Below are 26957 nucleotides of genomic sequence, written 5' to 3'. Positions count from 1 at the left end.
CAAAACATTCCGGTAAGCGGACAAAAATAAGGACGATCCAGGGAAGAGGGGGACGCCGTGAGCCTGTTTTCCGATGATTTTTATTCGACAAAGCCGTCCCGCTGGGGACGGATGCCTTGGAAAGGGGGCCCGGGCGGCCGGACCCAGCTCTTCCTGCTGCTGGGCGCGTCCGCGCTCGTCGGCGCGCTCGTCATGTACATCGTCCTCAGTCTGACGCTCGGCCGCGACGGGACCACGTATGCCTATACCGAGCAGGGCCGGGTCGACGCGGTCGACAAGGTCGGGCCCGCGGTCGTCAGCATCATCAGCTCGGGCAAGGATGGCGAGGGCGCCGACAGCCTGAGCCGGCTCGGGATGGGCTCGGGCGTCATCTTCCAGAAGGACGGCGGCAAAGTCCGCATCGCGACGAACAATCACGTCGTCGAGGAGGGAACGTCGTTTGAGGTCGTGCTGTCGAACGGGGAGCGGCGCAAGGCAACCGTCGTCGGCAAAGACCGGCTGACGGACCTCGCCGTGCTGGAGATGGACGGCAAGAACATCGAGACGGTCGCGGACTTCGGCGACTCGGATAAGCTGAAGCCGGGGCAGACCGCGATCGCGATCGGCAACCCGCTCGGCCTCGGGCTGTCGCAGACGGTGACGGCGGGGATCATCAGCTGGCCGAAGCGGTCGATCCCGGTGCTACCCGGTCAGGACGGCGAGTACGAGTGGGAGCTGGACATGATCCAGACCGACGCGGCGATCAACCAGGGCAACAGCGGCGGCGCGCTGATCGACCTGAACGGCAAGGTGATCGGCATCAATAGCCTCAAGGTGGCGGATACGGGCGTCGAGGGCCTCGGGTTCGCGATCCCGATCAACGAGGCGAAGCCGGTGCTCGACGAGCTGATCAAGCACAACAAGATCCGCCGGCCGTACATCGGCGTCTCGAGCGCCAGCCTGTCGCTGTTCAAGAGCGGGCTGGAGACGCTCAAGCTGCCGGACAACGTCAAAGCCGGCGCGATCGTGCTCGAGGTGCAGGGTCCGGCGCTCAAGGCGGGGCTCAAGACGAACGACGTCATCGTCCAGCTGGACGATCAGCCGATCTACACGACGCTCGGCCTGCGCAAATATTTGTATGGCCACAAGAAGATCGGTGACAAACTACAGATAACCTACTATCGGGCGGGCAAGAAGGATACGGTAACCGTCTCGCTGGAGGAACTAAACAACGACAAATAGGTGGGGACAGGGCGCATGTATGTAGTATGCAAAGAGCATGTCGAGCTGGCGATCGACCGGTTCGTGGACGAATATGAGGACGCTCCGGATCTCTACGATCTGGAGCAGGTGACCTTCCGGGAATGGGAGCCGCCGGCCTGCTGCGAGGAGAAAAACTGCTCGCATGGGGCGCAGTTTTTGGTCGTGTAAGGTGCCCGTGCGCGGGGAATGACTCGCTTGGAGATGGGAGAAAACAGAAGGATAAGCAAGCGTGGGGGAGCTTCGGCTCCCTTTTTGTATAGAAGAAATACTTGGTAATGTAAAGTGTTACTAGGTGATACGATGAGAAAAAAGGAGGCGGACCATGCATATCCAAATTGTCGCGGTCGGCAAGCTGAAGGAGAAGTATCTGACGATGGGCATCGCCGAATATTTGAAGCGGCTTGGCCCCTATGCCAAGGTGACGATCACCGAGCTTCCGGACGAGAAGGCTCCGGACACGATGAGCCCGGCCGAGGAGGAGCAGGTGAAGGGGCGCGAGGGCGAGCGCATCCTGGCGCAGATCAAGCCGGACGCCCACGTCATCGCGATGGCGATCGAAGGCCAGATGTGGAGCTCAGACGAGCTGGCCCAGCAGCTGGACCGGCTCGCCACCTATGGCAAGAGCCACATTGTCTTCGTCATCGGGGGCTCGAACGGCCTGTCGCCGGCCGTCTACAAGCGCGCCGACCAGCTGCTGTCGTTCGGCAAGATCACCTACCCGCACCAGCTGATGCGGCTCGTGCTGGTGGAGCAGGTGTATCGGGCGTTTAAGATTGTGCGGGGGGAACCTTATCATAAGTAGGGCCAAATTTCTGATCAAGTTCGTGAGAGAAATTGTCACTTATAAAAAGATTTGAAGGGGTTTTGGAAACCCTTATAGAACTGTAGAAATATAAATTTTGAGGGGGTAGTAAGTTAATGGCGGGACCACTTTTTTTCAAACGTAGACTACTCACGCTCAGATCTTCTACAGTTACACCAAATTTTCGTGGCAAAACAGTTCTAGCGAGTGAGCCATGGACGTTTGTGGAATCGTGGTTGAGAAATAATAGCACTGTAGAAGCAGCATTTTACTGGGAGCAGGCTAGAAATTTTTATTTAAGCGCTAAGACGCTTCCCCCTACAGCGGCACCGTTACCTTTGTATTACTGCTTTTTAAATGCAGCTAAAACACTATTAATAGTAAAGAACCAAGTTTATTCTTACAAGCATGGGGTATCCGGAACCTTTTCTGGAGCGAGAGTAACAAGACCAAATACTGAAGATGAAATAATTCGGTTCAAGAAAAGCGGTATACTCGCTGCACTGAGTAGACTACTTGATGATCATATTGCTCAAGGTGAATATGAATACAACTTAGATCAGGTTCTTTATAATATCCCGTACATTCATAGAGCATATTCTCTATCATATGACACTGAAACAAGAACAGTTCCCGAATTGTTCATTCCACTCAGAAATCCACACTTTGTATCGAAGCCTGGTTCTACCCAAAGTTGGTTTGTGGCAGAAATTGAACCTGATCCTCGATATGCCAATGGTCATACCATCAATAAGTTACCAGTGGGATTTGAACGGGTAAATAATATCACGGGTAGATACGTTATACGTTTAAAGCGAAGGTTTAGATGGAATAAGCAACATACAACACCATTTGAAACATACCATAGAAAGGTTAGAAAGTATGTTTTGCCTATTGTGAGTAAGGGTGACAAGAGGTGGTACCTAAGGAGAAAACAAAATGGTTCTGACTGGATAAACAGAAGTCAAATCACATTAGCTTACGCTGCGATGCACCGGTTAAGCGAACTTTCACGTTATAATCCAATGATTCTACGAGGATATCTATCAGGAAGACACAATTGGATAATTACCGAATTCATTCAGAAATCTCCTTATCAATTCATTAATGAAATTGCTTCGGAAATTACAGGATACGAGTTTCTTGATACAGGGGTTCTTTGAGAATTTATATATTTACTATAAGTAAAATCTTTATCAATGGGGCTTTTCCTGACAAAGGAAAAGCCCCTTCCGCTGTTAGGTCAGCGGAAGGGGCCACGCTTAAAAAATGCTTCTCTGTCTCCTCGTTGAAGGCGAGCTCGACGCCGCCGACGCGCTTCCTGTCGTTAGCGTGATCTTCTTGCAGCAAGGTCTTGCGCTGCGGAAACAGTGAGCAGAGCAGGGCGTCGAAACTGCCCATCAGGGAACACACGAGATCGTAGGAGACGGACTCGGAACGGTCGTCTCGAAGCTCCAGTTTCAATCTCGCCATGCAGCAAAATAAAGCAGCTATTTTTAGCTGCTATTAGTTTTTTAAGGTATTAATCGGTGATTCGCCAGTATTTACGGGGAAAAATGAGGAGTTTTGATTTAGCTGCTAATAATATATGTTGACATAATAATGTTGAAAAACTAATATTATCATATAAAGACAAAATTTAATCGGTTGAGAGGAGTTGCAATTAGATGGCAGCAGTTAGAGTGAACAAGGACTTGGCAAGGTATGTTGACTTTGATCCAACAAAAGAATCGGTTACTCGATCATTAAGGGAACTTTGTAGTGACATTGAAAAAGGGGCAATTGTCCTGCCGATTTTTCAAACTTATATTCGCTGGCAGCTAGAAAAATCAATTGCACTCTTAAATTTCCAACTTCGCGGTTTTGCCGCTGTCTCACCAATATCGATAAATCGGATTCGTCAAAAGGGTGATGTAGGCATTCAGATTTCATTTATTGATAGACTTGAGTTGGATCCTGAACAAATTCTTAACAAAGATTCTGTTATAGATGGCCAGCAAAGATTGACATGTAATTATAAAGCGTATATCGGTCATCCGGATTTTAACAATGTTTATTTTGATATATCGATTGGTAAGTTTTTGCTAAATTTCGAAGCTCCAAAAGACAGCCAAGTACCAGTTGGTGTTTTATATAATAAAGACCCTCAAGTACTTGAGAGGTTTATCGGTGAAAGGCCACTACTTCATCCGTTCAACATTAGCAATATGTTAAACAAGGTTCGAAATAAGTTTATGAGTTATTATTACATTGTGAATATTGCGTACGATTTGACTGAGGAGCAACAACTTGAGTGGTTTGAGGTACTTAACTTAGCGGGAACAAAAGTAACTGGTGTTCAAGTGGAACTTACGGAAATGCTAGTTAAGGGAGTGGATTTTTACTCAGAATACTCTGATAAATTTTTGGAGCGTTTACGTGAAGCTGAAATGTCTGACTTACTTGTACAAAAATCTACTGAAATCTCAATTCCCTTGGCAATGCTTAATCCAGCAATTGAGGTTTTCAGAGGTGACGATTCACATAAATTGAATTTCTGCCCGTTTCCTTCCGATGTGAAAGCCTCATTGGTCAGTAAATTCGAAGCAGAGGATATTAGATCGATAATAAATATCGCGTTGGAAGGCCTTGACAAGGCAATTACATTTATCGAAGAAAATCTAGATGCTCCTGAAAGAATAGACTTTGTCACATACTTAGCTGGAGCGTTTATGTATATCGGTGAGCGTAAGAATTTTGACAGAGACCATCTTATTAAGTGGTACAAAAGTGTAGATTTCCTGGATAAGAGCAATACGGAGAGAAGAGAAATTTTTGAAGATCTAATTAACCCGTACTTCAAACAAGAAGTCAAAAGCACTTACTCTGTTCAATAAAAATTGATTAGATAAGGGAAAGAACCTTCTCCGCTAAAATCTTGGAAAGGTTCTTTGTATTTTATGGCTCTAACTCAAAAGTAAAAAGAGTGCCGCCTTTATCGGCAACCTATTAAAAACCAGTGCTCGAGCTCGCCTATGTGACTCTTTTATGGAATAATTTGCACATAATAACTTTAGGGGGCAACTGGATAATGGAAATTTACGAATGGAAAATAGGGATCGGTGAGCCAGTATATTTAAGTAGTTTCCATTATGTAAAGGATAAAGCCGACTAGTGGTGGTGTTTTGTGGCACCTAAAATGGTTGTAGAGGTAGCAGATGATTTCGTAAAAGAAATCAAGGCAAATGCTTTACTAATACCGGTGGGAAGCAAAGCATATGAATCGATTCAAAATTGATTTAATTCAGCTTATAAAGGATAATCAATTCGACATCAATGAGCTATATTTCAAGAATGAGAGCCCCGATTCTGGTGCTCTCATTTTTCGCTTGGGAGATGATACGGTGAGCCTTATCATAAGTGAAGGCGAAGAATTGGAGTGTTGCAGGTAAGGAATGGTAGACAATTTGCCTCTGGAACCTTTGGTTTCAGAGGTTTCTTAGTTCTTTCTGACTAGAAACTTATCCGCTATTTTCCATAGGCATGATATGATGAGGTATAGAAATGCTTTTGGATATCGGACTTTTAGAAGGTATTCACGAAGTTCGTGAACAAAACCTTAGCCGAAATTTATGCAATGCAATAAGTACCCTTATCTTTGGGCAGGGGGAGTAACATGAATACAACAGAATTAATTAGTTTGAGTTCTAGTGTTGCAGCCTTTATCACTTCGGGAATTGCTCTCTTTAATGTGATAGAACTAAACAAACAAAGGAAACAATCGTTAATCCCTGAAATTATTTTTAAAGAAGCTAGTTTTAGCATTTTTAACGGTAAAAATTCTCCAATCCCAATCAAGTGGCTCGCTATAAATAAAGATATTGATATAACAGGTGATTTTGCTCTTGAATGCTTTAACATTGGGCTAGGATCTGCTAAGAATTTGAATCTTTCTTGGTCATACGATATTAAAGCAATTATCGAAATAATTCATAAAAACAACAACGAGAAGGTATATCAAATTGATTACGATGAAAAAAGTCAATTTGTAAATATAAAAATGAAAAATGGGGGATTGTCTGCGACCAAACTTGATTTGCAATCAAAATCTGAATACATATTGCCAGCAAGCGCTCACAAGGAACCTACTAAATTCAGACTTCCCACCAGTTACCATTACTTGTGCTCAATTCTTCTCGACCTATTTTTTGATTACACAGCTGACGAGGAGATTGCTCAATTACTTAATTGGCCACCTCTGAGACTCGAATTAGTATATGAGGATGTCGCGGGTAAGAAGTATAAGAGAAAGATTGTTTTTAATCCGAAAGTGTTCTTTGTAATACAAAGGGAAGATGACTCAGAACCCTGTGCAAGAGGTTATTTTGAAGTGAGTTATTAAACGATCTCAACGATGGCATTAATTTCGGCTAACACCGCGTTCACGCATCAGGCTGGCACCCTCGGTCGCAGACGTGGGTTTGAAGTGGATACTGCGACAACCTCCTTCGGAGGTTTGGTGAATGCAAGGAACGTTACACGAAACCACTTAAAGACATAGGGAGTAAATTTAGATGGCGAAATTAAAAAGAGTAAGTTGCTTTCATCAAGACGGTGCGTAGACAAACCTTAAGGTCTTTAGTCATGATATTCTTTGTGCAACGGGTACGATAGTTGAAACACCGACAATTAGGCCGACAATTACTTCGGTGGCCTCCCGAACTTATTAAGCAGTAGGTGGGTAAAAGGTTGGCGGTTATGCGCCGCGTCGGATTTTTCGCCGTTACCCCCGTTAAGCTGAGCCTTATCATAAGTGACGGCGAAAATTTGGTGATAAGAAGAGTATAGCGGCCTGCAGGAGAGATGCAGGAAGATGTTATAGAGATTGTTTATCCCCCCAAAGGAAGTGAAGTGCACCCTTTAGAATGGACATTGGATAAAACCCCTGTGTTTAACCGATGAATTCTAGGGGTACATTGTGTGGATGAGGAATTAAGTAGCTTGGTCAATTTGGGTTGATGGATAAACGAGGCAGCCGTGAAGACTATGTTGACCAAGATCGATATGTACAAAAGCTTAAACGGGAGAATGCGATGCTAAAAAAGTGTTTGAAAATCTGGATACAGGAGGTGTAAAGCGCAAATACGAAACCGTTGAAAAAGCAGCCCTAGCGTACAGTGTAGAGGAGCTATGTCGATTTCTCGGCGTCTCCAGAAGCGGTTACAATAAATATAAGAAGAGGAAAGCTTCGAATATCCGCTATTGTGTTCTTGACCAAGGACTTTAGGGGAATTTTTTGTGACTAGATACGACAATGTCTTCCAATTTGGTGCTATGATTGTAGTACACTTGAATTTGAAAAAAATTACGGATATGAACTGTTTGCAAACTTCGCAAAATAAGGCGTTTGAGAAATTACTGCAAATTTATAAGAACATTAAAACGGAGGAAGCTCCATATTATGAACTCACTAAATCTTCTTTCCCAGGAAGCGCTAACTGCGTGGATTGGAGTTCTTGGAACTCTTTTCGGTACAATTATAGGTGGCATTATTAGCTTTCTCATTGCGAATAAAACAATCCAAAAGCAAAAAGAGATTGAAGAGAATAGGGAAATAGAAATGAATAAGAAAGTCAAAATACATCTTGATAATTATTTGGAATATTCTTTTGGGTGTTTATTCTCTATGATGCCAGGGCCGAATAAAGAATATCACCCAAGTAAAGACACTTTGATTTCGGAACTAAACTTATTTCGCATCGTAATTAGGGAATTTAATAATCTACCACTCAGTATGATGTCGAGTAGAGTTTATCAAATCCTAGTTAATGTAAAATTACTGCTCCATATATTGGACGTAGAAGTTGAACGTGTTATTTGTTCAAGTGATACTCCTAAAGAAGTTACAGAAAATCTAAATAAAATTGATATAAGAAGAAGAACAACAAAAATTATCGAACATTACTCTGAGATTTCTGATGATAAAGAGTTTTGGATGAATCTAATTAAGGATATTGAAGAAAGGTATGAGCAGACTCAAAGTATGCAGGCATCGGGACTTAATTGATGTCTGTTTTATTTTTTCACAATGTGAACGATTTCTCCGGAGTTGTAGTCAAGGTTGGCGATCGGGTGAATACATTTAAGCCCGGAGATGAAGTTTACGGAAGACCTCGCAAAACCCGAATCGGAACATTAGCTGAATTTATTGCTGTTCATGAGGAGGATATTTGGCTGAAACCGCAGAATCTCACCTTTGAAGAGGCTGCATCGATCCCGCTGATTGGACTTACCACCTACCAAGCTTTTGTTGATATATTACAGCTTCAAAAAGGCCAAAAACTATTGATTCACGCGGGTTCGGGAGGCGTAGGAACCTTCGCCATTCAATTGGCCAAGCTGATGGGTGCTTTTGTTGCCACAACAGCAAGCGAGAAAGGCTATGAATTGGTCAAATCGTTGGGGGCCGATCTAATTATTAATTATAAAAAAGAGAATTTTGAAGAACTACTTGCCGGATATGACGCTGTTTTTGATACTTTAGGTGGAGAAGCATTGGAGCGATCATTCCGGGTACTGAAACCAGGCGGACAAATCGTATCCATCTCCGGCATGCCAAACGCTAGATTTGGAAAAGAAGCGAAACTGGGTTGGATGAAAACTACAATTTTGTCCATCGTGAGCCGAAGGATCACAGCCCAAGAGAAGAAGAGCCAAACGAGGTATCACTTCCTTTTTATGAAACCGAGCGGTGAACAATTGAAGATTATAAAGGAATTTATTGAGGGAGGCCTCTTTAAGCCTATTATCGATAAGGTGTATCATTGGAAGGATGCCGAGCAAGCATTTCATTACCTGGAAAGCGGAAGGGCCAAGGGAAAAGTAGTCATTAAAATAAAGTAATTATGGAAAAAATACATTGATATTCGTATACACAAATAATCGATGTTAGAATGATACGGTGAACCATATCATAGATGACGCGAAAACCTCCGAGGATGATGAATTAACGGCTGGAACAGCAGGAATACTGAATGAAAGTAACGTATTGGGAAGTTGAATAACATCAAGAGAGCAGGAACGTTTAAATGACAGGTAATAATAAAGAATGTTATCGCTTCAGTGAGGCGCCTATTTGGGATATCCAGCGAAAGTATTATGAAGAGGAAGGAACGAAGGCCTGGAACAATGACCAAGTTCCTCAATATATAACGAGTAACCCGATGATCGCTGCTGCCTATGCAGAAATGATCTTTGCGCTTCTTCAAGATCAGGCGAATAAGGGGTATCGTGCAGATCCCGTTTTCATTGTGGAGCTTGGAGCAGGGGCTGGACGTTTTGCTTACCATGTGTTGGATGAGTTGTGCCAGTTAAGAGATTACGCGGGGATCGCACTGCCTTCGTTCCGGTATATCATGACGGATTTGGCGATGAATAATGTGATGGCTTGGAAGGAACATCCCGCTCTACAATCATTTATAACCGACGGAATATTGGATTTTGCGCAATTTGATGCTGTCCATGATACCGTACTGAACCTCGTTGTATCAGGTGCAACCATTCGCGAAGGAGATTTAAAGCAACCGTTAATAATAATCGCAAACTACTTTTTTGATAGCATTCCACAAGAGCTGCTTTATATTGGCGATGGGCAAGTTTATGAAGCAGATGTTCATATCGACTATCCTGAACGTAAGGATTCCCTTAAACCGTCCGAATGGTTAAAGCAAATAAATTTGCAATATGAGTATCGCCGGGCACCTGAGTATGAACAAGAGACCTATCCTTACCGTGATGTCATGTCCCTGTATCGGGAACAACTGGAAGACTCGCATATTTTGTTTCCGACCTCTGGACTAAGCTGTTTAGAGCGTTTGAATCGGCTATCTCAAGCGGGATTCCTATTGATAACCGCAGACAAAGGAGACCACTTGCTGGATAACTGGAAATTCGCGGATCCCCCAGAGCTGATCTTACATGGAAGCTTCTCCTTAACGGCAAACTACCATGCGTTTCAGCATGTTTTCGAGCAAAGGGGAGCCTTGGTGTTGTTCCCCCCTCATCATTATAAAAATATAAATGTTGGCTGTATTCTCAATTTGGACAAACCCATGGATTATCCAAATGTTAGATTAGCTTATCGTCGGTGTGTGGAACGATTTGGTCCGGACGAATTCTATAGTTTGAAGGAATGGGTGGATCGCCATCACGATAGTATGGGCCTGCAGCAACTCTTAAGTTTTTGGCGTTTGGGTGGATATGATGCAGAATTTTTCATTCAGAACACGAAGCAGATCTCCAGACTGTTACCAGAGGCAAACGAGGAAGAACAGCAGGACCTTTTGAGGGGCATCCAGAGGATGTGGTCGTCCTATTACGTCATGGAGCAACGGTATGATGTAGCGCTAGATGCCGGTTTGATCCTGTTTGAGATGGGCATGTACAAGGACTCCAAATGGTATTTGGAACAATCCGTACAGCAAGAGCGAGATGAGGTTGTCTCTACCGTTTATTATTGTCTAGCCATTTGCTGCTTCGAGTTAGAGTTAGTCGAAGATGCATTGGGGTACGTGCGAAAATTATTAGAGCTTGAACCTGATCATGAAGAGGCATTGGCGTTGCTAAGCCATTTTGAGTAGCCGTAACCAAGTTCAGAAGCTTTTTGCCTCTTCCTAACCAGTTTTGTTGTGTTCAACTAGGGATATCCTATTTATAAAGAGACGATAGCGATCGTTCTATGTTACGATGTAATCCTATACGTTAAGAGGACGTGGTTAAACTTGATAACGATTACCATCCCAACACCAGAAGTAATCATCTATAAGCAGAAGGCTCCCGAATTGAGCCACATTTACGGCTTTACGGATTTCCACCTGATCACCAGGGAAAAAGGCGGCATCTTCATGTTCTATAACAGCAAGGATGAATTGCTGTTTGTAGGGAAGGCCCGGAAATTACGGCAGCGGATCAAGAAGCATTTTGAGGATACCGTCTCGCCCATTAAGAATCACCGGGATGAAGTGACGAAAATAGAGGTGTACATCGTAGAGGACCCCGTGGAGCGGGAAATTTATGAAACCTATATAGCGAACAAGCTTGGGGCGAAATACAATACGGATAAATTGCTGAATCCATAAGGCAGCGAACCGAGGCAATATGCGATTTCCCAAAGGGAGGGGCATATTGCTTCTTTGTTTTTGTCTATAAGGGCTTAAATGGTTTTAGCCGTTACTTCACTGACAGCAGTTGTCAGTGAAGTTGTTTTATTATAATGATAACCACTCATGAAAGATGAATGGTTGCTGTTACTAATAAACTTTATGAGGAGCACTTAGAAATGAATAATACAGTATATCTTTATGTGTTTGATACCATGTCCGATTGGGAAATAGGTTATTTAGCCGCCGAACTGAACTCTGGAAGATACTTCAGACAGGGGCTGGCTCCAGCAAAAATAGTCACCGTTGGGATAGAAAAGACTCCAGTAACTACAATGGGCGGATTGAAAATAATGCCTGACATTATAGTGGATGAGTGCAGCATGAAAAGCGTAGATGCACTGATTTTACCTGGTGGAAATACATGGACAGAAGCTATTCACGTGCCCATATTAAAAATTGCCGAGATGTGTTTAAAGGAAGGGATAGTAGTTGGAGCAATTTGCGGTGCTACCTTAGGACTTGCTCAAGCAGGATTGTTAGATTCACGTTGGCACACAAGCAATGATTTGGCCTACCTTAAAATGGTTTGCCATTCTTACACGGGCGAAGAATATTACAAAGTGGAATCTGCTGTCACCGATGGGAGATTGATCACCGCATCCGGAGTAGCTCCATTAGAATTTTCTGTTCATGTTTTAAAAGCGCTAGATGTATTTTCTCCAAAAACATTAGACGCTTGGTATCGTCTTAATAAAACTCATGAACCTAACTATTTCTACGAGTTAATGAATTCCATCCAATGACATTACTATCCAGCTCATCGAATACGGAAAAATACGCCGATATTTTTCTGTTCTGTAATGACGAACCCGTGTTGCAGCAGACAGAGCACCGCATCCTTTACGGGGGCTCCTACTCTTAAAGTTCTGCGGCAAGGGAATACACTTCCTATAATGCGTACTTTACCGATGTTGGCAAAATTTTTCTTGCTTCTGACGATAATGACCACATCCGGAAACCGGCTCATGCTATCAGCTCCTCATTTTTTAGGGGGATACCATAAGGTATTCCTCTTCATGCAGGAATGCTTGGACACGATGCGGCATTTGGATGCGCCCCAACTCGGTAGAGCAACGGATTCTGTATAACAAAAAAGCCTTCCTTAGCAATCAAACTAAGGAAGGCTTTTGATCTAGGTCTTGATGGAACAAGGGAGCATCCGAGGAATGGGCGACCTGCCGGGAAATTAGGCCGAGCTGGATCGGGCGGCTGCAAAATAAACCGTTGAAATGACCGTCAAAAACAGCAAGTATCCGAAAAAGCTGTATATATGCATCCATTGATCCGAATGGACGAACGCTCCGAGTCGCTCTGCCAGTTTTTCCACGATGGACATCAACAGGCAAGTAAACAGGATCATGCATGCTTTCCCTAATGGATTCATTGGGGTGAGGCCGTACAAAAAAATCATCGTCAATAGAGGCAGCACGATTAAAGTGAAGACGATATTAATGGAGAAGATCTCCGGCAGTAGCCGGTGAGGAAACTGATACAGCCCTCTTCCGACAAAATAAAGATCCAAATAGGTGCCCATCAGGGATGCCAGGAGCGCGCATAACAAACTATTTTTACTCCAAAAAAGGGATCGTTTTTTGGGCAAGCGCAGCAACCTCAAGCCGACCCAATGCTTTGCAGTATTCACTCTTAATCTCACCGTCCATCATCCCGATGTCATCCTCCAAATAATCCACTACGTTCAGATCTTGAAACCAATCTCCCGGTTCTGCCTCCGGCTGACTTACATGTTTCCAGGCATACTCGAGTTTTGGGCTGTAAATCTTCCTCGCTCCTTTGAGAAGCCGGCACGATTTCAGCCTTAACGGATAGGCTATTCCCGGTATGCCTTCGTTCACATAATGGAACAAATGCGGCCAGTAATCCCTCCTGGATCCCGTGTGCGGATGGAGTTTCGCCCAATCCAGGGCCTGCGCATGGAACTCCTTATTTTTAAATAAAATGGCATACAGCCTTTTTCCAAGCAAGATACGCTCATGAAGAGATTGGAATTGGTGAAGGGTTTGCCCTTTGATCTTCTCGCCTTCCGAAGGAAAAAGAATTTGATTAAAGGACAGCCAATCCTGAAGTTGAAATTCGAGTTTGGATAAGACTTCTTTTTGATAATGAGCATTTTGTATGACCCTTTGTTCCAAGTAGCTTTGTTCGTTGATGACTAACGCGATACACAGGAGATAGGAATCTCGGACTCTCCAAAAATAGTTCCAAATCGTTTCCATAAAAATCGAAACCTGCAAGTGAGGCATCAGATAAAACAACGGTCTATTTTGCTTTAAACTCTCCTCGTAAAGCAGAAATTGCGGGTATACGTCCTGGAAAATCAGCCAATTGCCGCGTTCTAAAAAATGAAAAAAGGTTTCCTGTTCCTTCTCCGAGAGCAGCTTGGTGAGAAACTCGCCCTTAAGATCGGTCATATTCCATCCGCCATTGCGGGAAACCATATGGCCCAAGAACGCCCAGTGGACTTCAGGATGCCGGAGATAAAACTCGAGATAGGCTTTCGTTCTCGTCAAATTGTTTAGGTTGCGCTCATGGGTAAGCAATCTAATTTTGTTCAATAGCTTATGATCCGAGAGAGCCAACGCATTCGAGATGGCAGGGGGGCGTTTCTTTCGTTTCCTTAATTCTTCGCGAATTGACTCAAGCGGTGTTTTATGACGGTTTCGGATGAAAGGGATAGCCGCTTCCCTCCCTTATGAATTCTCTTTAGGAGAGCCGAATATGTATAGGCTAACATGCTTTCGTGGGAGGAAGGAGTGCCGGAATGATGGATACTAGCAAGGGGAGACAGAGGATCCTTGATACGCTTCGAAAAGACCAGTCTCCCGATGGATCGTGGGCTTATCCGTTTGAGACCGGTATTTCTACCGATGCCTATATGATAATTTTATTACGGACTTTAGACATTTATGATCAGGAATTGATCGAAGGGCTTTGCCGAAGGATTATAAGCAGGCAGCAGAAAAATGGCGCATGGAAGCTATTTTATGACGAAGGAGAAGGCAATGTAACGGCCACTGTAGAGGCCTATTACGCTTTGCTATTTTCCGGATTGTACCGCAAGGATGAGGAGCGTCTTCGTGCCGCTAACCGGTTTATTATCGCGAACGGCGGTTTATCGGAAGTGAGCATGTTTACGAAAATCATGCTGGCACTAACGGGGCAATACGAATGGCCCTCCCATCCCTTGCTCCCGATTGAAATGATTCTGCTCCCAACCAGCTTTCCGATCAATTTCTATTCCTTTTCTGTGTTCGGGAGAGCCAATTTGGCCCCGATCCTGATACTAGCGGAACGAAAGTTTTCTATTCCATCCGCCTATGCTCCTGACTTGTCCGATTTGAAAGGGAGAGGGGAGGAAGAGGACCAGTGGGTTCACTCAAGTGAGTGGCGTTCGCTTCTCTCCTTGATTCAGGACGGCATCAAACGATTGTTCGGCGTTAAGGGCGAGCTGCGCCGCTTAGCTCTTGAGCGTGCCGAAACGTATATGCTGAACCATGTGGAGCCGGACGGAACCTTGTACAGCTATTATAGCTGTACCTTTTTGATGATTTTTGCCCTGCTCTCCTCAGGGTATAAGAAAACGGATCCGGTTATTACCAAGGCCGTCGAGGGGCTTCGGGCTATGAAAAGCGAAGTGAAGGGCCTTCCCCATATGCAATACACCACTGCAAATGTATGGAATACCTCTTTAATCAGTTTTACTCTCCAGGCGGCGGGCGTTTCGCACGAGGACCCTATGGTGACGAAGGCAACTAAGTATTTGCTGAGTCGGCAGCAGGATCGCTATGGCGACTGGGTTGTGCACAATCCCAACGGCATGCCTGGCGGCTGGGGGTTTTCGGATGTGAATACCATGAATCCAGACGTAGATGATACGACGGCCTCGTTAAGGTCCATATCCAGAATGGCGTCGCGCCATCCAACCGCCTGGGGTAGGGGAGTCAGTTGGCTGCTGTCGATGCAAAACGATAATGGGGGCTGGCCCGCTTTTGAGAAAAATACGGATTCTAAGCTATTGCAGTTCCTTCCGCTTGAGAAGGGACCGTTTCTGCTGATGGATCCCTCTTGTGCGGATTTGACCGGGAGAACCCTTGAATTCCTCGGGAATTATACGAACCTTCCCGCCAACCGTCCAATTGTCCGGAATGCGGTGCAGTGGCTGTTCAACAATCAGCGGACGGACGGATCGTGGTACGGACGGTGGGGGATTTGTTATATTTACGGAACATGGGGGGCGATCACAGGCTTACAAGCAGTAGGCATACCGAAGAGCCACCCAAGCATTCAAAAGGCGTCGGCATGGCTGATGAGTATTCAGAATTCGGACGGCGGATGGGGCGAATCATGCCAAAGTGACGTTCAAATGACCTACGTTCCGTTAAAGACGAGCACGCTGACGGACACAGCTTGGGCGCTGGATGCCTTGATCGCTGTTGCTAACCGGCCGACTGCAGCCATCCAGAAGGGAATGACCTATTTACTGGATTCCCTTGAGAAGGAGGATTGGACCACCGACTATCCAAAAGGCCAAGGTATGGGTGGAGCGTTCTATATCCATTATCATAGCTACCGATATATATTCCCTCTTCTTGCTTTCGCGCATTATCAAAGGAAGTTTGAATAGCGAAAGACTAATGGCCTATGCAAAAGTTACTTAAAAGCATTCCTTGCCTATATCCCAATGAATTCCAATGATATGATCACCAATATCAGATGCGCAGCTGATGCGATTATCATCGGGAAGGAAGGGTGCAGAAAATGGGCAAGGACAATAAGATCAAAGCGTTGCTTTCGGAACAGGTGAATATGACGCCAAATGGGTTTGTTGCCGATCAGTTAAACCCGCAGCAGTTTGCCGAATGCTACGAATTGTTTTTTAACAAGATCTTCGAGATCAGCTCATCCGACATAGCGGGAATCGAGGGCTATGGGGAGTTTAACGAGGACTGCCAAACCGAGTATGCGACCTGCAGAGACTTTCTGATCGGCACTTTTGCGGAGGATAAAGAGGGGTACTGGTACAACTGGACGGACATGTACGAAACGACGATATTAGACCGTGCCTTCTTCGAGGAATACAGGAAGGAGATGGAGGACCGTATTCCGTACTGTGAAGGAAAACGTTATTTGGTTTACAACAATACGTTTTTCGTCAATATGATCACCGACGGCAAAACAACGGTCGGGTTCCCCGACTGGAGCCGATCCGGCATTGGCGATTTTCTATTGGATTTTGCGATTATGGACTTGAACAAGCCGTATTTAAGGATACCGGAACTGCTGTATGCGTATTGCCAGAAGAGGGACATTGTCATACCCGATTATAAGGAACGTTACTTATGTATGGCCTATTACAAAGGGATTGACACGCTGCGTTGGCATGCCTCCATTGACGATACGGAATCCTGCCTGTCCATCATGAAGTCCGTCCGGGAACTGAAGGCTCGCCTATACGCGTTGTAGATGGTGATTCGATGAACTATGAAAATGCTCGTGATATCCTGCCGGAGGAACTGCTGAAAGAGCTTCAGAAGTATGCGGCCGGAAAACTGCTGTATATTCCTTCGGGAGAGGATAGAAAGGCTTGGGGCGAATCGTCCGGGTACCGGGAGCAGCTGCAGAAGCGCAACCTCATGATTCGCAACAAATACGCTTATGGCCGGACGGTCTCGGAGCTAGCGGACGAATATTGTCTGTCCCTGGACTCCATCAAGAAAATCATTTATTCGAAAAAACACGAGGACAGCCGGTTAACCTATTCGCCGACGGTCGCCTCTGCGGTCCAATACGCGGATGCCGGGATGCTCGAAGAATGGATGCACTGCTATCTGCTCTTTACCCCCGAAGCCGCTCCTCTCGTAGATGACTTCCGGAACGACGATCGTCACTATTTTGGCGTCGTGAAGTTTCCGCTGCGTCTCATTGAGCGTGAGCGACTAGAGAGCGGAGGCGGTTACGCAGAGGAACGGGAGGATCAGCCAGCCTCTCTCCCGCCGCTTCTTATTCAGTACGAAGAAGGCAAATTCTCTTGCATCGTCCAGAGGGAGCTACTGGCCGCGTTAATCCAGCGGAAAGTGAATGCGTATCCGACCATCGTTGTCTTAACAGGAAACGCCGATTATAAACGATTTATGAAGTACTATGGCACGGTTTTGTTTTTTGTTCAATGAGGGCCTTCCTTGTCACAAACCGCTCCCCCTCCCCGTCATACTGGTACAACAAACGGAAGGGATGAGTCGAATGGAACAATACGATGTGGCCATTGTCGGCGGGGGAATCGCTGGTTTAACAGCTGCGATCTATGCAGCAAAGGCAGGCAAACAAGCGATCCTCATTGAAAAACAGGAGCGCTTAGGCGGGCGAGCTATTACGAATAAGAAAAAAGGGGTTTACTTCAGCTTGGGAGGGCATGCCTTGTATAGTGGGGATGCCCTTGCTACATTCCGTGAATTAGGCTTGCGTCTACAAGGAAACCAACCTTCCATCGATGGATATGGGATTTGGAAAGGAAAATTAAGCACTCTGCCTATGGGAGTGAAATCCTTATTCACCACCCCTCTCTTATCCTGGAAAGGGAAACTGGAGGTAGCCGCGTGGCTTACGAAATTAGGAAAACTGGATACTCACCAATACGATCAGATCAGTCTCCGCGAATGGATCGAAGCAAATTTGCGGGATCCGATGGTTCGAAATTTATTTTACTCCCTGCTGCGAACGGCAAGTTATGTGGCGGCGCCCGACTTACAAGCTGCCGGTCCGGTTTTAAAGCAGCTTCAAAACTCCCTGCAAGGTGTTTTGTATCTGGATCGGGGCTGGGGCGCATTGGTCGATGAGTTAAGGGAAAAAGCATCGGAATACGGAGTGCGCTTTTTAACCAAGAGCCATGTCCATTGTATTGAGCATCAGGACGGAAAAGTCCAACAAGTCCTTTGTGAAGACGGAACGAAAGTAAAGGCGAGCCATATCGTCGTCACCACTCCGCCATCGGTCGCTTACCAGTTGGTGCCCCGTGCAGAAGCAACCGCTCTTCATACGTGGAAAGAACAGGCGATGGAAGTCACGGCAGCTTGTTTGGATGTAGCATTGCGCCGGCTTCCCAAACCGAAACAACAATTTGTCTATGGAATCGATCAACCTGTTTTTCTCTCCAATCAATCGCGCGCCGCTTATCTTAGCGAAGATGGGGCACAGGTCGTATGTGTGATCAAGTATCAAGGAAGGGAGACGAATTCAGAAAAGGATTTGCAAGACCTGGAACAAACCTTGGATTTGGTACAGCCCGGTTGGCGGGACGAATTAGTGGTCAAACAATACCTTCCCAAGATTACGGTTTGCCATGATTTCATGCATCTGCAGCGCGAAGAGAATCCAGGGCCCGCTGTCCCGGAAATTAAAGGGTTGTATGTAGCAGGAGAGTGGGCTTCACACGGGGAATTGCTGGTTGATGCTGCCACAGCAAGCGCCAAAAGAGCTGTCCAGCATATCCTCTCGCATGAAGAAATGGAGAGAAGACCCTATTATGAGCATAGAAACATTGTATAAGTTGTATAAAACCCCTCTCTTTTCATTGGCCTATCGGATGCTGGGGAGTGTTATGGATGCAGAAGACATTGTCCAAGAAGCCTTTCTTGCCTATGAACAGCTGCCCGACTCCGCTGCGATTCACAATGAGAGAGCATTTTTATACAAAATCGTCACGAACCGGTGTCTAGATCTTCTCCGTTCGTCGGCCAAGAAACGCGAACAGTACGTGGGACCTTGGCTTCCAGAGCCCCTGATCGAGAAACAGGCTCTGGAAGGAGATCCGTCCGATGCGTATTTGCAGCGCGAGTCTATTTCTACAGCGTACCTTTTGCTTTTGCAGCAATTAAACGCTGTAGAAAGGGCCGTATTCCTGCTCCGTGAGATTTTTCATTATTCGTATGAGGAAGTAGCGGAAATGGTCGGAAAAAGCAGTGCAAATTGCCGCCAAATCTATCATCGAGCGAAAAAAGGCATTCATTTCGATCCCGACCAGCTCCCTTCGGTCTCCACGGCAGAGAGGCATATAAAGGAGTTTGTGGACTCTTTATTACAAGGAAATACGAGCAAACTGCTTGAGCTGGTCAGTGAAAATGTCGTTTTCTATTCAGACGGCGGAGGCAAAGTAATAGCTGCGCAAATTCCTATCGTTGGCTTTGATAAAGTCATCCAGTTGCTTCAAAATCTGCTCAGAATGTATGAAGGGAAGTATGCTAGTTCGTTCTTTATCGTAAACGGGCTGCCAGGGGTTCGTGTTAAAACGGATGAGAACATTCAGTATATCTACTCATTTGCTTTTAAAAACAATCAAATTCAAGCGATCTATGCCGTAGCAAATCCCGATAAACTACGACATGTATAGTTACGGAGGGAATGAATCCGGACTTGGATGCGGAAATCACCATAACCCCCTAAACCAAGTTTAGGGGGCTATCTAATCCTTACCGGATTCGGGCCAGTCGATGACCCGCACTCTGGGCTTTGTGTAGCTGATGATTAAAAAATCGTCGGCACCAAGCCTCCATCCATTCGGATGGGAGAGCCTTTCAATGCCGATGCATAAGGGCTGCATACAAATGCAGCCAGTCTGCCTATTTCACTCGGTCTAATAAATCGCTCAATTTCTGAATGAGGCAGGTTCGCTGTCACAAAGCTCTTCTCTTTTTCGGAAAACGCCATCTTTTCGTCAGGATACATCCCCTCGATAATTTGCTGCACATTTTCAGAAAGTGTGGGTCCTGGCATGATTGTATTGACGGTAACCTCGGTTCCTTTTGTGAGTTTGGATAAGCTTTTGGATAAAGACAGCAGCATAGATTTGGTCATGCCGTACTGAGGCATCAGTCCAGAGGGCATGACGGCTTCTTCACTCGCGATGAAGATGATTCGGCCATAGTCCTTCTTCAGCAGTTTGGGTAGATAAAATTTGCACAATCCATTGGCAGCCAGCACATTGGTACGGAAATAGGTTTCCCATATTTCATCGCTAACGTCGTCATACTGCATAATCTCATACTTGCCTACATTGTTGATAACAATGTCGACCTCTGGAAAGTTTGCAAACAACGCTTCTCTTTGTTGACTATCCACAAGGTCAGCCGTCGCATTCTGAGGAGAGGTAGCCGGGAAATCGGTTTTGATTTGATCTACCGTTCGTTCAACCTCTTCGTAGTTCCGGCCATTGATCAGGACGTTGACCCCTTCTCTAGCAAGCTCAATCGCAATCGCCCGGCCAATGCCCTTCGTTGATCCTGTAACTAGTGCTGTTTTATTCTTTAAGTCCATCTCCATCAGACAGGTCCCCTTCTATCCAAGCATTCCCCTTGTAGTGCTCCGGGTAGTGCTTATCTTACTCTGTCTGCATGGTCCAGTAACTAGTACACGGCGCCAAAGTTCTTGCTTAACACGCCAACGAAGGGGTACACTCCCAGCTCACAATGGGATGGTAGGCATGCTTATCCATTCCTCAATGCGAAGTGGTCTCTCCATATTGATGCCGCCAATTGGTAGGAGTCTCGCCTTCCCACATACGAAAAGCACGGTAAAAAGAGTTTTGATCTTCATATCCAAGCAAGAAAGCCACTTCTTTAATATCAAGCGAGGCGTCCGCCAAGTAAGCTCGTGCCTGCTCCTGCCTGGCTTGGGTTAACAAGCTTTTGAAGCTGGTGCTCTCGTCAGTCAGCCTGCGCTGTAACGTTCGATCGCTCATCCCCAGTTCCTTCGCAACAGCATGAATATCGGGGCAGCCCCCTGAGAGACTGCGCTTCAAGATCCACAGCACCGTCTCCTTCATGGAGCGGTTCCGCAGATGGCCATCCAACGATTGGTCTAGAGCAGGGGTCAGTATCTCCAGCAGCTCTTCGTTATAAGAGACGAAAGCGCGGTCCAGATCTCTTCGATCCAGCGTCAACCGGTTATGGGGGGCTTCAAGACGGATCGGGCAGCCGAAGTAGGCTTCAAGGACCTGCGCATCCCCTATCCGGTGCATGAATTCGACCGATTGGGGGGTCACCGGTTGCCCTGTGCCCCGGCGCCCCAGTTCCACCAGAAAAGCCAGCGTAATGCCGGCCAGGATAGGCGGACCGGGCTGCTCGGTGTGCATCCATTCCATTTCAATGATACAGTGCTCCCCTTCTTCGTGGATGCGTAGGCTTTCGGGGGGACATAAGGTCTTGTACCGAGCCGTTCGGTATAGCGCATCGCGGTAATCACGAGCATGGTAGGTTGCCAAGACAGGCGGCGGGTACTGGGCTGGTTCGAATGCGTTCACGAGCTGGACGATGCCTAGGGCCGGTTCGCCAATCAGATCGGCATAAGCCTGCCAAATCGCGAAATATTGCGCGGTCGTCACGACCGGTTCCTGGACAATGGTAAGCGGAAGTCTTGCTCTACGTGCCACGTCATGGGCCGCAATCCCCAATGGACGTAAGCTTGCCCAAAATCCCAGGGGCATCTTAATACGGTCGGAGGCATGAGTCTTCATAGCATTTGATCCTCCTTAGGCAGTCTCCATATTGCTGCTAATCGGTGTGATGGGCAGCATAAGCCTTCTATTAGGTGAACACGATAGACCCGTCTCTCTTATGGAAATTAGATTAAGAGAGCGGGCACCTTAGGTTTGTTCGCTCGAAAAGCCGTTACGTCTCCAGTTTATAGGAATGGATGTGGGAGATACAGGTCCTCTTAACTGGCAATTTCTTCAGGAGCTACTTACCCGACAATGCCAAACCGCGTCTGGATGATCTTGATAGAAAAAAAGCGAGAAAAACCTAGTGACAGTGACAGAACCTGTCACTATTAACGGGTAAAATGGGCAATATACAACGGACAGCAAACAGGCAAAGGCTAGAGCAGGGCCCACGAAGCCCTGCCTTCCACGGACGGCCTATAGCGCCGTTAGGAGCACAAAAGAGGAGGAGATGAGAAGATGTATACGACAGTTGACGAGTTCATTACGGAATGGAAAAATGAGGCTGCCTTAACCCAGAAAGTGTTGGACGGCTTGACCGATGAGGCGCTGCAGCAGCAGGTCTATCCCGAAGGCCGGACGCTGGGAAGGATTGCGTGGCATTTTGTCACGAATATTCCGGAATACCTGACGGAATTCGGACTCTCGGTAGACAAGGTGTCCCATTCCGCCGAAGTGCCGTCTGCGAAAGAAATCGCGGAAACCTTTCGACGGGTCAGCCTGCAGGTGGAAGCTGCTCTGAAGGAGCAGTGGACGGATGCTTCTCTGGCGCAAATCCAAACGGCATTTGGCCGAAAGGAATCGAATGCCACGATCTTCATGGGCCTGATCAAGCATATTGTCCATCACCGGGGACAGGTTACCGTTCTGATGCGCCAGGCGGGGCTGCCCATCCCCGCCGTCTATGGGCCTTCGAAGGAAGGCTGGGCACAACTGGGCGTCACCACGCCGCCTCTATGAGCTCTGGCGGACGAGGGAGGAAATAAAAGGAAACGTGGCGAATACAATGACTTACATTCCAATTAAAGAGGGAAAATGGTCGCAAGGAGGTATTGCCATGGAAAGTTTGCATAAAGAAGTACGAACTATCACTCGGGCGGGAAGTAGGCTTGAAAAAAGAATAGGGTCGGTATTTATCCATGTTTCCGATATGAAAAGAGCGGTGGAATGGTATTGCCGTGTGTTTGATCTGCCCTTCAACGATGATTACTTGGAGGGGCGACTGTCTACGGTTTATACGCTGCATCTCGAGGGAACAGAGATCTTGCTGGATTCCAACCATGGAGCGTCGCCAGGCCCCCAACCTATGATGTTTTTCAAAACAGACGATATTCGGCAGACGCTTCAGTTTTTTAAGGAAAACGGCATTGTCATCCACAATGAGGTGCTAGAAAACAACATCGTCATTTTCGAAGACCCCGATGGAAACCGACTAATGGCGATTCAAATGTAGGATCGCATAAGGCCATCCACCAACGGTATTCGCGCGGATAAAAATAGGGATAAGGCAAGCGCCGCAGCTTGCCTTCTTTACGTATGTATCGCTATCTCCCTGTATATTTGAACGAGTAGATATGTGTTTGAGCTAACTCCATTACCTTTTGGATAAATTCGTCTTGGGGTTCCCGAAAATCGTCTTGGATCCAATTCAGAATAAGCCCATAAAAGCCATAGGCGGTATAAAGCTTGAAGTAGTCCATGTTGACGGGGATCTTGTTAATCGTCTCGAAGACAAACTGTTCCTTGTAGATCTTGAGGATGGTCTGTGGGAATTCCGTATGTAACCCAGGCAGCGTATCCTCACACTTAATGAGTTCGAAAAAATCGCGGTGACGATAAATATAAGAAACGATATTGAAGGAAGGCGCGTTCAAGTTTGCCGTCCATACTTTTTGTCCTGTAATGTATGCTATCCCGACGGAAGCTTCTAATCCTTGGAGCATCGACTTCATTAGATCTTCCGCCAGATCGATCTTATCCCGGTAATGGACATAGAAGGTGCTGCGATTATAAGCGGCGGAAGCTACGATGTCTTTCACGGTAACGGCATGGTAGCCCGTTTCTTTGATGAGGCGAATAAGGGCTGCTTTCAAATGTTCCTTTGTCCGATTCTGCCGTTGCGTGATGCCGTTCTGAACGTTCTCCATGCAAACACCTCCGATAAAAAGACATAATCTCACCTAATGTCTACTACTAAGACACATCCTAATATCTTGATGATTGGTTACCCGCGATGGGAAGGGTACAATGAAATTGTGAATAGAATAGTACCATTATTCACAAGATACGTGATGGTGGAATGCTATTTCAAATAATATACGAGGAGGAATCCTACGATGGGCAAACTGCAAAACAAGGTTGCGGTGATCACTGGCGGAGCGTCCGGAATCGGCGCGGCTACGGCTCGTTTATTCGTTTCCGAAGGGGCCAAGGTGGTCCTTGTCGATTTGAACGAAGAAAAAGGAAAGGCGTTCGAAAGCGAGCTGAAGGCGAAGAATGCGGAAGCGCTATTCGTCAAAGCAAACATTACGAACGAAGAAGAAGTAGCCAATATCTACAAACAAACGGTAGAAGCTTTCGGCAAAGTGGACGTCGTCTTCAACAATGCAGGCATCGGGCGCGTTCATCCTTCGCATGAATTGGAGTACTCCGAATGGCGCAACACGGTCAATGTTGACTTGGATGGCGTGTTCTTAGTGGCAAGAGATGCGATTCGCGAGATGCTCAGGACCGGCGGAGGCGTGATCGTGAACACGGCATCCATGTACGGATGGGTCGGTTCCCCGGGTTCGGCCGCCTACAATGCAGCGAAAGGCGGCGTGGTCAACTTGACTCGTTCGCTCGGACTTGAATATGCAGAGCACAATATCCGCGTGAATGCCTTGTGCCCGGGGTTCATTGATACGCCGATTATCCCGGAAGAGAGCAAGCAGGCCTTGACCGCGATGACTCCGATGAAACGACTCGGCCAAGCGGAAGAAATGGCAAAAGCCGTCCTGTTCCTGGCTAGCGACGATTCGTCTTTCATGACCGGCAATAGCTTGATCGTAGACGGTGGTTACACGGCTCAATAATTGGAAGAAATCGGAGCTTGTCTCTGATATTGATCAAGGACCATCCTTAGCTGGATGGTCCTTCTTTTACTAATATCCTTCACAAGCCCGGCTTGGGGCTATGATGTGCGTTCACGAAAATGGGTTTGAACCGGCCGCTTTGCTTCTACCTTTTGTGACATTCGGAGAGAGATGTTATTAGCCACAAGGGAAATGATGATCAAGACCGTGCCAAGAAGATCAAAGACGGTGATCCCATTCCCTTGGAAAATGGAGACGACAAGGGTGGTAACCGGAACAAAGTTAATGAACAACAGGGCGTTTAAGGGCGATAGTATGCTCACCCCGATGTTCCAGCCAAGCAGGGCAATGATGCCGGGGAAGAGGATCATAAACAACAAATGCGGGCCCGCGGCTCGGATGCTTTCTGCCGATGGGACGGATAAATAGCCAAACAGCGTTGCGCCAACGGTAATGACCACAGCCGTCACCGTTCCAAGCAGACAGCTTAACGTGGAATAGCGCAAAACCGACCAGCTGCGATATTTACTGCCGCCCATCGTGTATATGACCCAGCCAATCACGGCGATGAAGATAAGTGTAGAAGGGAACACTTGACCCGCTGCCCCAAGAAAGGCTCCAATATCCCCTTTGGTGATGACTAACACGGCACCGATCAAGGACACGAGCACGCATCCCAATGTAAACGGCTGGGGACGTTTCTTGAAAATCATCCATCCAATTAGAATCGAGATCATCGGCATGAGCGATTCCATAATGGAGGCCGTCATCACGCCCGGTGCGCCTAGCAGGTCCTCCCCCCAGAAAATAAAGAGATTATAGACGGTAAAGGCCATCGTCCCGTACCCCCACAAGGAAAGCCCTCTTCCTTCCAATCGAAAAGCTTCCTTGCCTTCTCTCCAAAATAGGATCGCACATAATAGCAGGGTAACTGACCCATAGCGGATGATCGTAAAGTAAAAGGGGTCAATATGTACAAACGCTGCGTGGGCGACAGGAAACATCGCTCCCCATGAAGCTGCAGCAAGAAAACATAAAAAAGCCCCCCACCAAACCCGGTTCTTCAACTTCTTCGCCCTCCGTTCTCTAGTTGCCTCCCTTATCATCGGACATTCCTGACATCTTGTAAAATGACGAATACCAATGACTATTATCATTATTTTTGATATCTTAGAAGAGAGAGGGCAGAAAGGTGGGAGTCATCGTGGAAATTAAGGATTTGGAGATTTTTCAGATGGTCGCGGAGAAAGGAACGATCTCGGAAGCGGCCAAAGAGTTACGGTACGTGCAGTCCAACATCACGATGAGGATTCAGAAGCTCGAACTGGAACTGAACACTCCGCTGTTTAACAGGCATCGCCGCGGCATGACTCTGACGCCGGAGGGGAAGAAACTATTAACGTATAGCAAAAAGATTTTATTGTTAACCGATGAAATGAAAAAAGCGGTCCGGAATAAAGAAGAGCCTTCCGGAAAACTAGATATTGGAACCGTCGAGACGGTCATCCATTTGCCCCAAATTCTATCCAGCTTTATAAAAACCTATCAAAATGTTGACTTGTCGCTATTTACTGGCGTAACCCAAACGCTGGAAGAAGAAGTGTTAAATCATAAATTGGACGGCGCGTTCGTGACCGAATCCGCGTTTCATCCCGATCTTGTCTCGCATGAAGTGTTTCGAGAGGAGCTTGTCTTAATTTCCGATAGGCACGGCGCCACTCTGGACCAATTGAAGAAGGAGCCGTTCCTGTGCTTCAGCCAAGGCTGCGGATACCGGGCGCGGCTTGAAGCTTGGTACAAAGATCAATCCGTCATCCCGCAGAAGGTTTTGGAATTCGGCACCTTGGAAACGATCCTGCAAAGCGTTGTCGTCGGATTGGGCGTCACATTCGTCCCCAGGGCAGCCGTCACCCAAATGGAACAAAACGGCCTCATCCGCTGTCATTCCCTCCCGGAGCAATACAGCAGGATTAAAACCGTCTTTATAAGAAGAGCCGACGCTTATTTAACTTCCACGATGGAGAAATTTCTCGAAACGATCGAAAGGAATAAACAAGCTTCCCTCTAACCGCCAGCAGGCTCCATCGGAATGAATTATGCATGGCCGGTGAATGCAAAATTCGGTATACCGA

General features: G+C 46.5%; 27 protein-coding genes and 1 pseudogene. 20 read left to right on the top strand and 8 right to left on the bottom strand.

Translation table 11 applies throughout. The annotated features are described in order from the left end of the window. Positions 1 to 57: 57 nt before the first annotated feature. The 4 genes from KJS47_RS18885 to KJS47_RS18870 all read left to right on the top strand — a co-directional run bounded on the left by KJS47_RS18885 (position 58) and on the right by KJS47_RS18870 (position 3207). A complete protein-coding gene (locus KJS47_RS18885; protein WP_213526621.1) occupies positions 58 to 1221 on the top strand; it encodes a S1C family serine protease in 1164 nt (387 codons plus the stop codon). A 15-nt stretch (positions 1222 to 1236) separates the two neighbouring features. Next, positions 1237 to 1410, top strand: coding sequence for a CxxH/CxxC protein (locus tag KJS47_RS18880; RefSeq protein WP_213526620.1), 174 nt, complete (start codon positions 1237 to 1239; stop codon positions 1408 to 1410). A gap of 154 nt (positions 1411 to 1564) precedes the next feature. Next, positions 1565 to 2044 carry a 23S rRNA (pseudouridine(1915)-N(3))-methyltransferase RlmH gene (gene rlmH, locus KJS47_RS18875; RefSeq protein WP_213526619.1) on the top strand — a complete coding sequence of 160 codons (480 nt, stop codon included), beginning with the start codon at positions 1565 to 1567 and terminating at the stop codon, positions 2042 to 2044. Positions 2045 to 2160: 116 nt separating this feature from the next. After that, positions 2161 to 3207 carry a YaaC family protein gene (locus KJS47_RS18870; RefSeq protein ID WP_213526618.1) on the top strand — a complete coding sequence of 349 codons (1047 nt, stop codon included), beginning with the start codon at positions 2161 to 2163 and terminating at the stop codon, positions 3205 to 3207. Between the two features lie 4 nt (positions 3208 to 3211). On the opposite strand, the gene KJS47_RS18865 is transcribed toward KJS47_RS18870, so the two are convergent. After that, positions 3212 to 3508 (bottom strand): hypothetical protein, encoded by a 297-nt coding sequence (locus KJS47_RS18865; RefSeq protein WP_213526617.1) that lies wholly within the window; start codon positions 3506 to 3508, stop codon positions 3212 to 3214. A gap of 203 nt (positions 3509 to 3711) precedes the next feature. Between KJS47_RS18865 and KJS47_RS18860 the strand changes: the two genes are divergently transcribed. From KJS47_RS18860 to KJS47_RS18830, 7 genes and pseudogenes are all read left to right on the top strand, one after another. Then, complete coding sequence (locus tag KJS47_RS18860) at positions 3712 to 4920, top strand: hypothetical protein (protein ID WP_213526616.1); 1209 nt, start codon at positions 3712 to 3714, stop codon at positions 4918 to 4920. A gap of 779 nt (positions 4921 to 5699) precedes the next feature. Further along, complete coding sequence (locus KJS47_RS18855; protein ID WP_213526615.1) at positions 5700 to 6425, top strand: hypothetical protein; 726 nt, start codon at positions 5700 to 5702, stop codon at positions 6423 to 6425. A 1059-nt stretch (positions 6426 to 7484) separates the two neighbouring features. Continuing rightward, positions 7485 to 8090, top strand: a complete 606-nt coding sequence (locus tag KJS47_RS18850; RefSeq protein ID WP_213526614.1) for a hypothetical protein — start codon at positions 7485 to 7487, stop codon at positions 8088 to 8090. A gap of 26 nt (positions 8091 to 8116) precedes the next feature. Then, positions 8117 to 8926 (top strand): annotated as a pseudogene (locus KJS47_RS18845) (NADP-dependent oxidoreductase); the annotation flags it as partial. Between the two features lie 185 nt (positions 8927 to 9111). Further along, positions 9112 to 10662: an SAM-dependent methyltransferase gene (locus tag KJS47_RS18840; RefSeq protein ID WP_213526612.1), complete on the top strand. Its 1551-nt coding sequence runs from the start codon at positions 9112 to 9114 to the stop codon at positions 10660 to 10662. Between the two features lie 141 nt (positions 10663 to 10803). Then, complete coding sequence (locus KJS47_RS18835; RefSeq protein WP_213526611.1) at positions 10804 to 11160, top strand: nucleotide excision repair endonuclease; 357 nt, start codon at positions 10804 to 10806, stop codon at positions 11158 to 11160. A 200-nt stretch (positions 11161 to 11360) separates the two neighbouring features. Further along, on the top strand, positions 11361 to 11987 hold the full coding sequence (locus KJS47_RS18830; protein ID WP_213526610.1) for a type 1 glutamine amidotransferase family protein: 627 nt from the start codon (positions 11361 to 11363) through the stop codon (positions 11985 to 11987). 14 nt (positions 11988 to 12001) lie between these two features. On the opposite strand, the gene KJS47_RS18825 is transcribed toward KJS47_RS18830, so the two are convergent. The 3 genes from KJS47_RS18825 to KJS47_RS18815 form a co-directional block, all read right to left on the bottom strand. Beyond that, a complete protein-coding gene (locus KJS47_RS18825) occupies positions 12002 to 12211 on the bottom strand; it encodes a hypothetical protein (protein WP_213526609.1) in 210 nt (69 codons plus the stop codon). Positions 12212 to 12430: 219 nt separating this feature from the next. After that, positions 12431 to 12844, bottom strand: coding sequence for a CBO0543 family protein (locus KJS47_RS18820; protein WP_249716535.1), 414 nt, complete (start codon positions 12842 to 12844; stop codon positions 12431 to 12433). After that, a complete protein-coding gene (locus KJS47_RS18815; protein WP_213526731.1) occupies positions 12813 to 13928 on the bottom strand; it encodes a DUF2515 family protein in 1116 nt (371 codons plus the stop codon). The genes KJS47_RS18820 and KJS47_RS18815 overlap by 32 nt, the downstream gene beginning before the upstream one ends. Before the next feature lie 95 nt (positions 13929 to 14023). On the opposite strand from KJS47_RS18815, the gene shc reads away from it, so the two are divergent. From shc to KJS47_RS18790, 5 genes are all read left to right on the top strand, one after another. Next, positions 14024 to 15886, top strand: coding sequence for a squalene--hopene cyclase (gene shc, locus KJS47_RS18810; RefSeq protein ID WP_213526608.1), 1863 nt, complete (start codon positions 14024 to 14026; stop codon positions 15884 to 15886). Between the two features lie 134 nt (positions 15887 to 16020). After that, the gene (locus KJS47_RS18805) at positions 16021 to 16725 is read left to right on the top strand and encodes a hypothetical protein (RefSeq protein WP_213526607.1); all 705 of its coding nucleotides are present in this window, start codon (positions 16021 to 16023) and stop codon (positions 16723 to 16725) included. 11 nt (positions 16726 to 16736) lie between these two features. Next, entirely contained in the window at positions 16737 to 17432 is a 696-nt protein-coding gene (locus tag KJS47_RS24335; RefSeq protein ID WP_306433036.1) for a CD3324 family protein, read from the top strand. 70 nt (positions 17433 to 17502) lie between these two features. Further along, positions 17503 to 18804, top strand: a complete 1302-nt coding sequence (locus tag KJS47_RS18795; protein WP_213526606.1) for a phytoene desaturase family protein — start codon at positions 17503 to 17505, stop codon at positions 18802 to 18804. Next, positions 18782 to 19645: an RNA polymerase sigma-70 factor gene (locus KJS47_RS18790; RefSeq protein WP_213526605.1), complete on the top strand. Its 864-nt coding sequence runs from the start codon at positions 18782 to 18784 to the stop codon at positions 19643 to 19645. The genes KJS47_RS18795 and KJS47_RS18790 overlap by 23 nt, the downstream gene beginning before the upstream one ends. Positions 19646 to 19779: 134 nt before the next feature. Here the strand turns inward: KJS47_RS18790 and KJS47_RS18785 are convergent, their stop codons facing one another. Beyond that, entirely contained in the window at positions 19780 to 20574 is a 795-nt protein-coding gene (locus KJS47_RS18785) for an SDR family NAD(P)-dependent oxidoreductase (protein WP_213526604.1), read from the bottom strand. Positions 20575 to 20749: 175 nt separating this feature from the next. After that, entirely contained in the window at positions 20750 to 21766 is a 1017-nt protein-coding gene (locus KJS47_RS18780) for an AraC family transcriptional regulator (RefSeq protein WP_213526603.1), read from the bottom strand. Positions 21767 to 22210: 444 nt separating this feature from the next. Between KJS47_RS18780 and KJS47_RS18775 the strand changes: the two genes are divergently transcribed. Both KJS47_RS18775 and KJS47_RS18770 read left to right on the top strand, forming a co-directional pair. Continuing rightward, entirely contained in the window at positions 22211 to 22711 is a 501-nt protein-coding gene (locus KJS47_RS18775; protein ID WP_213526602.1) for a DinB family protein, read from the top strand. 97 nt (positions 22712 to 22808) lie between these two features. Continuing rightward, positions 22809 to 23204, top strand: coding sequence for a VOC family protein (locus KJS47_RS18770; RefSeq protein WP_213526601.1), 396 nt, complete (start codon positions 22809 to 22811; stop codon positions 23202 to 23204). A 91-nt stretch (positions 23205 to 23295) separates the two neighbouring features. Here the strand turns inward: KJS47_RS18770 and KJS47_RS18765 are convergent, their stop codons facing one another. Continuing rightward, positions 23296 to 23898: a TetR/AcrR family transcriptional regulator gene (locus KJS47_RS18765; protein WP_213526600.1), complete on the bottom strand. Its 603-nt coding sequence runs from the start codon at positions 23896 to 23898 to the stop codon at positions 23296 to 23298. A gap of 189 nt (positions 23899 to 24087) precedes the next feature. Here KJS47_RS18765 and KJS47_RS18760 point away from each other — a divergent pair, with 189 nt between their 5' ends. Continuing rightward, positions 24088 to 24825 (top strand): SDR family NAD(P)-dependent oxidoreductase, encoded by a 738-nt coding sequence (locus KJS47_RS18760; RefSeq protein WP_213526599.1) that lies wholly within the window; start codon positions 24088 to 24090, stop codon positions 24823 to 24825. Between the two features lie 98 nt (positions 24826 to 24923). Here the strand turns inward: KJS47_RS18760 and KJS47_RS18755 are convergent, their stop codons facing one another. Further along, positions 24924 to 25892, bottom strand: a complete 969-nt coding sequence (locus KJS47_RS18755; RefSeq protein ID WP_213526598.1) for a DMT family transporter — start codon at positions 25890 to 25892, stop codon at positions 24924 to 24926. A 137-nt stretch (positions 25893 to 26029) separates the two neighbouring features. On the opposite strand from KJS47_RS18755, the gene KJS47_RS18750 reads away from it, so the two are divergent. Beyond that, positions 26030 to 26893, top strand: a complete 864-nt coding sequence (locus KJS47_RS18750) for a LysR family transcriptional regulator (RefSeq protein ID WP_213526597.1) — start codon at positions 26030 to 26032, stop codon at positions 26891 to 26893. The last annotated feature ends 64 nt before the right edge of the window (positions 26894 to 26957 follow it).

It is taken from the genome of Paenibacillus sp. J31TS4 (assembly GCF_018403265.1).
GTDB lineage: Bacteria > Bacillota > Bacilli > Paenibacillales > NBRC-103111 > J31TS4.
This window is presented reverse-complemented; position numbering and strand designations above follow the sequence as displayed.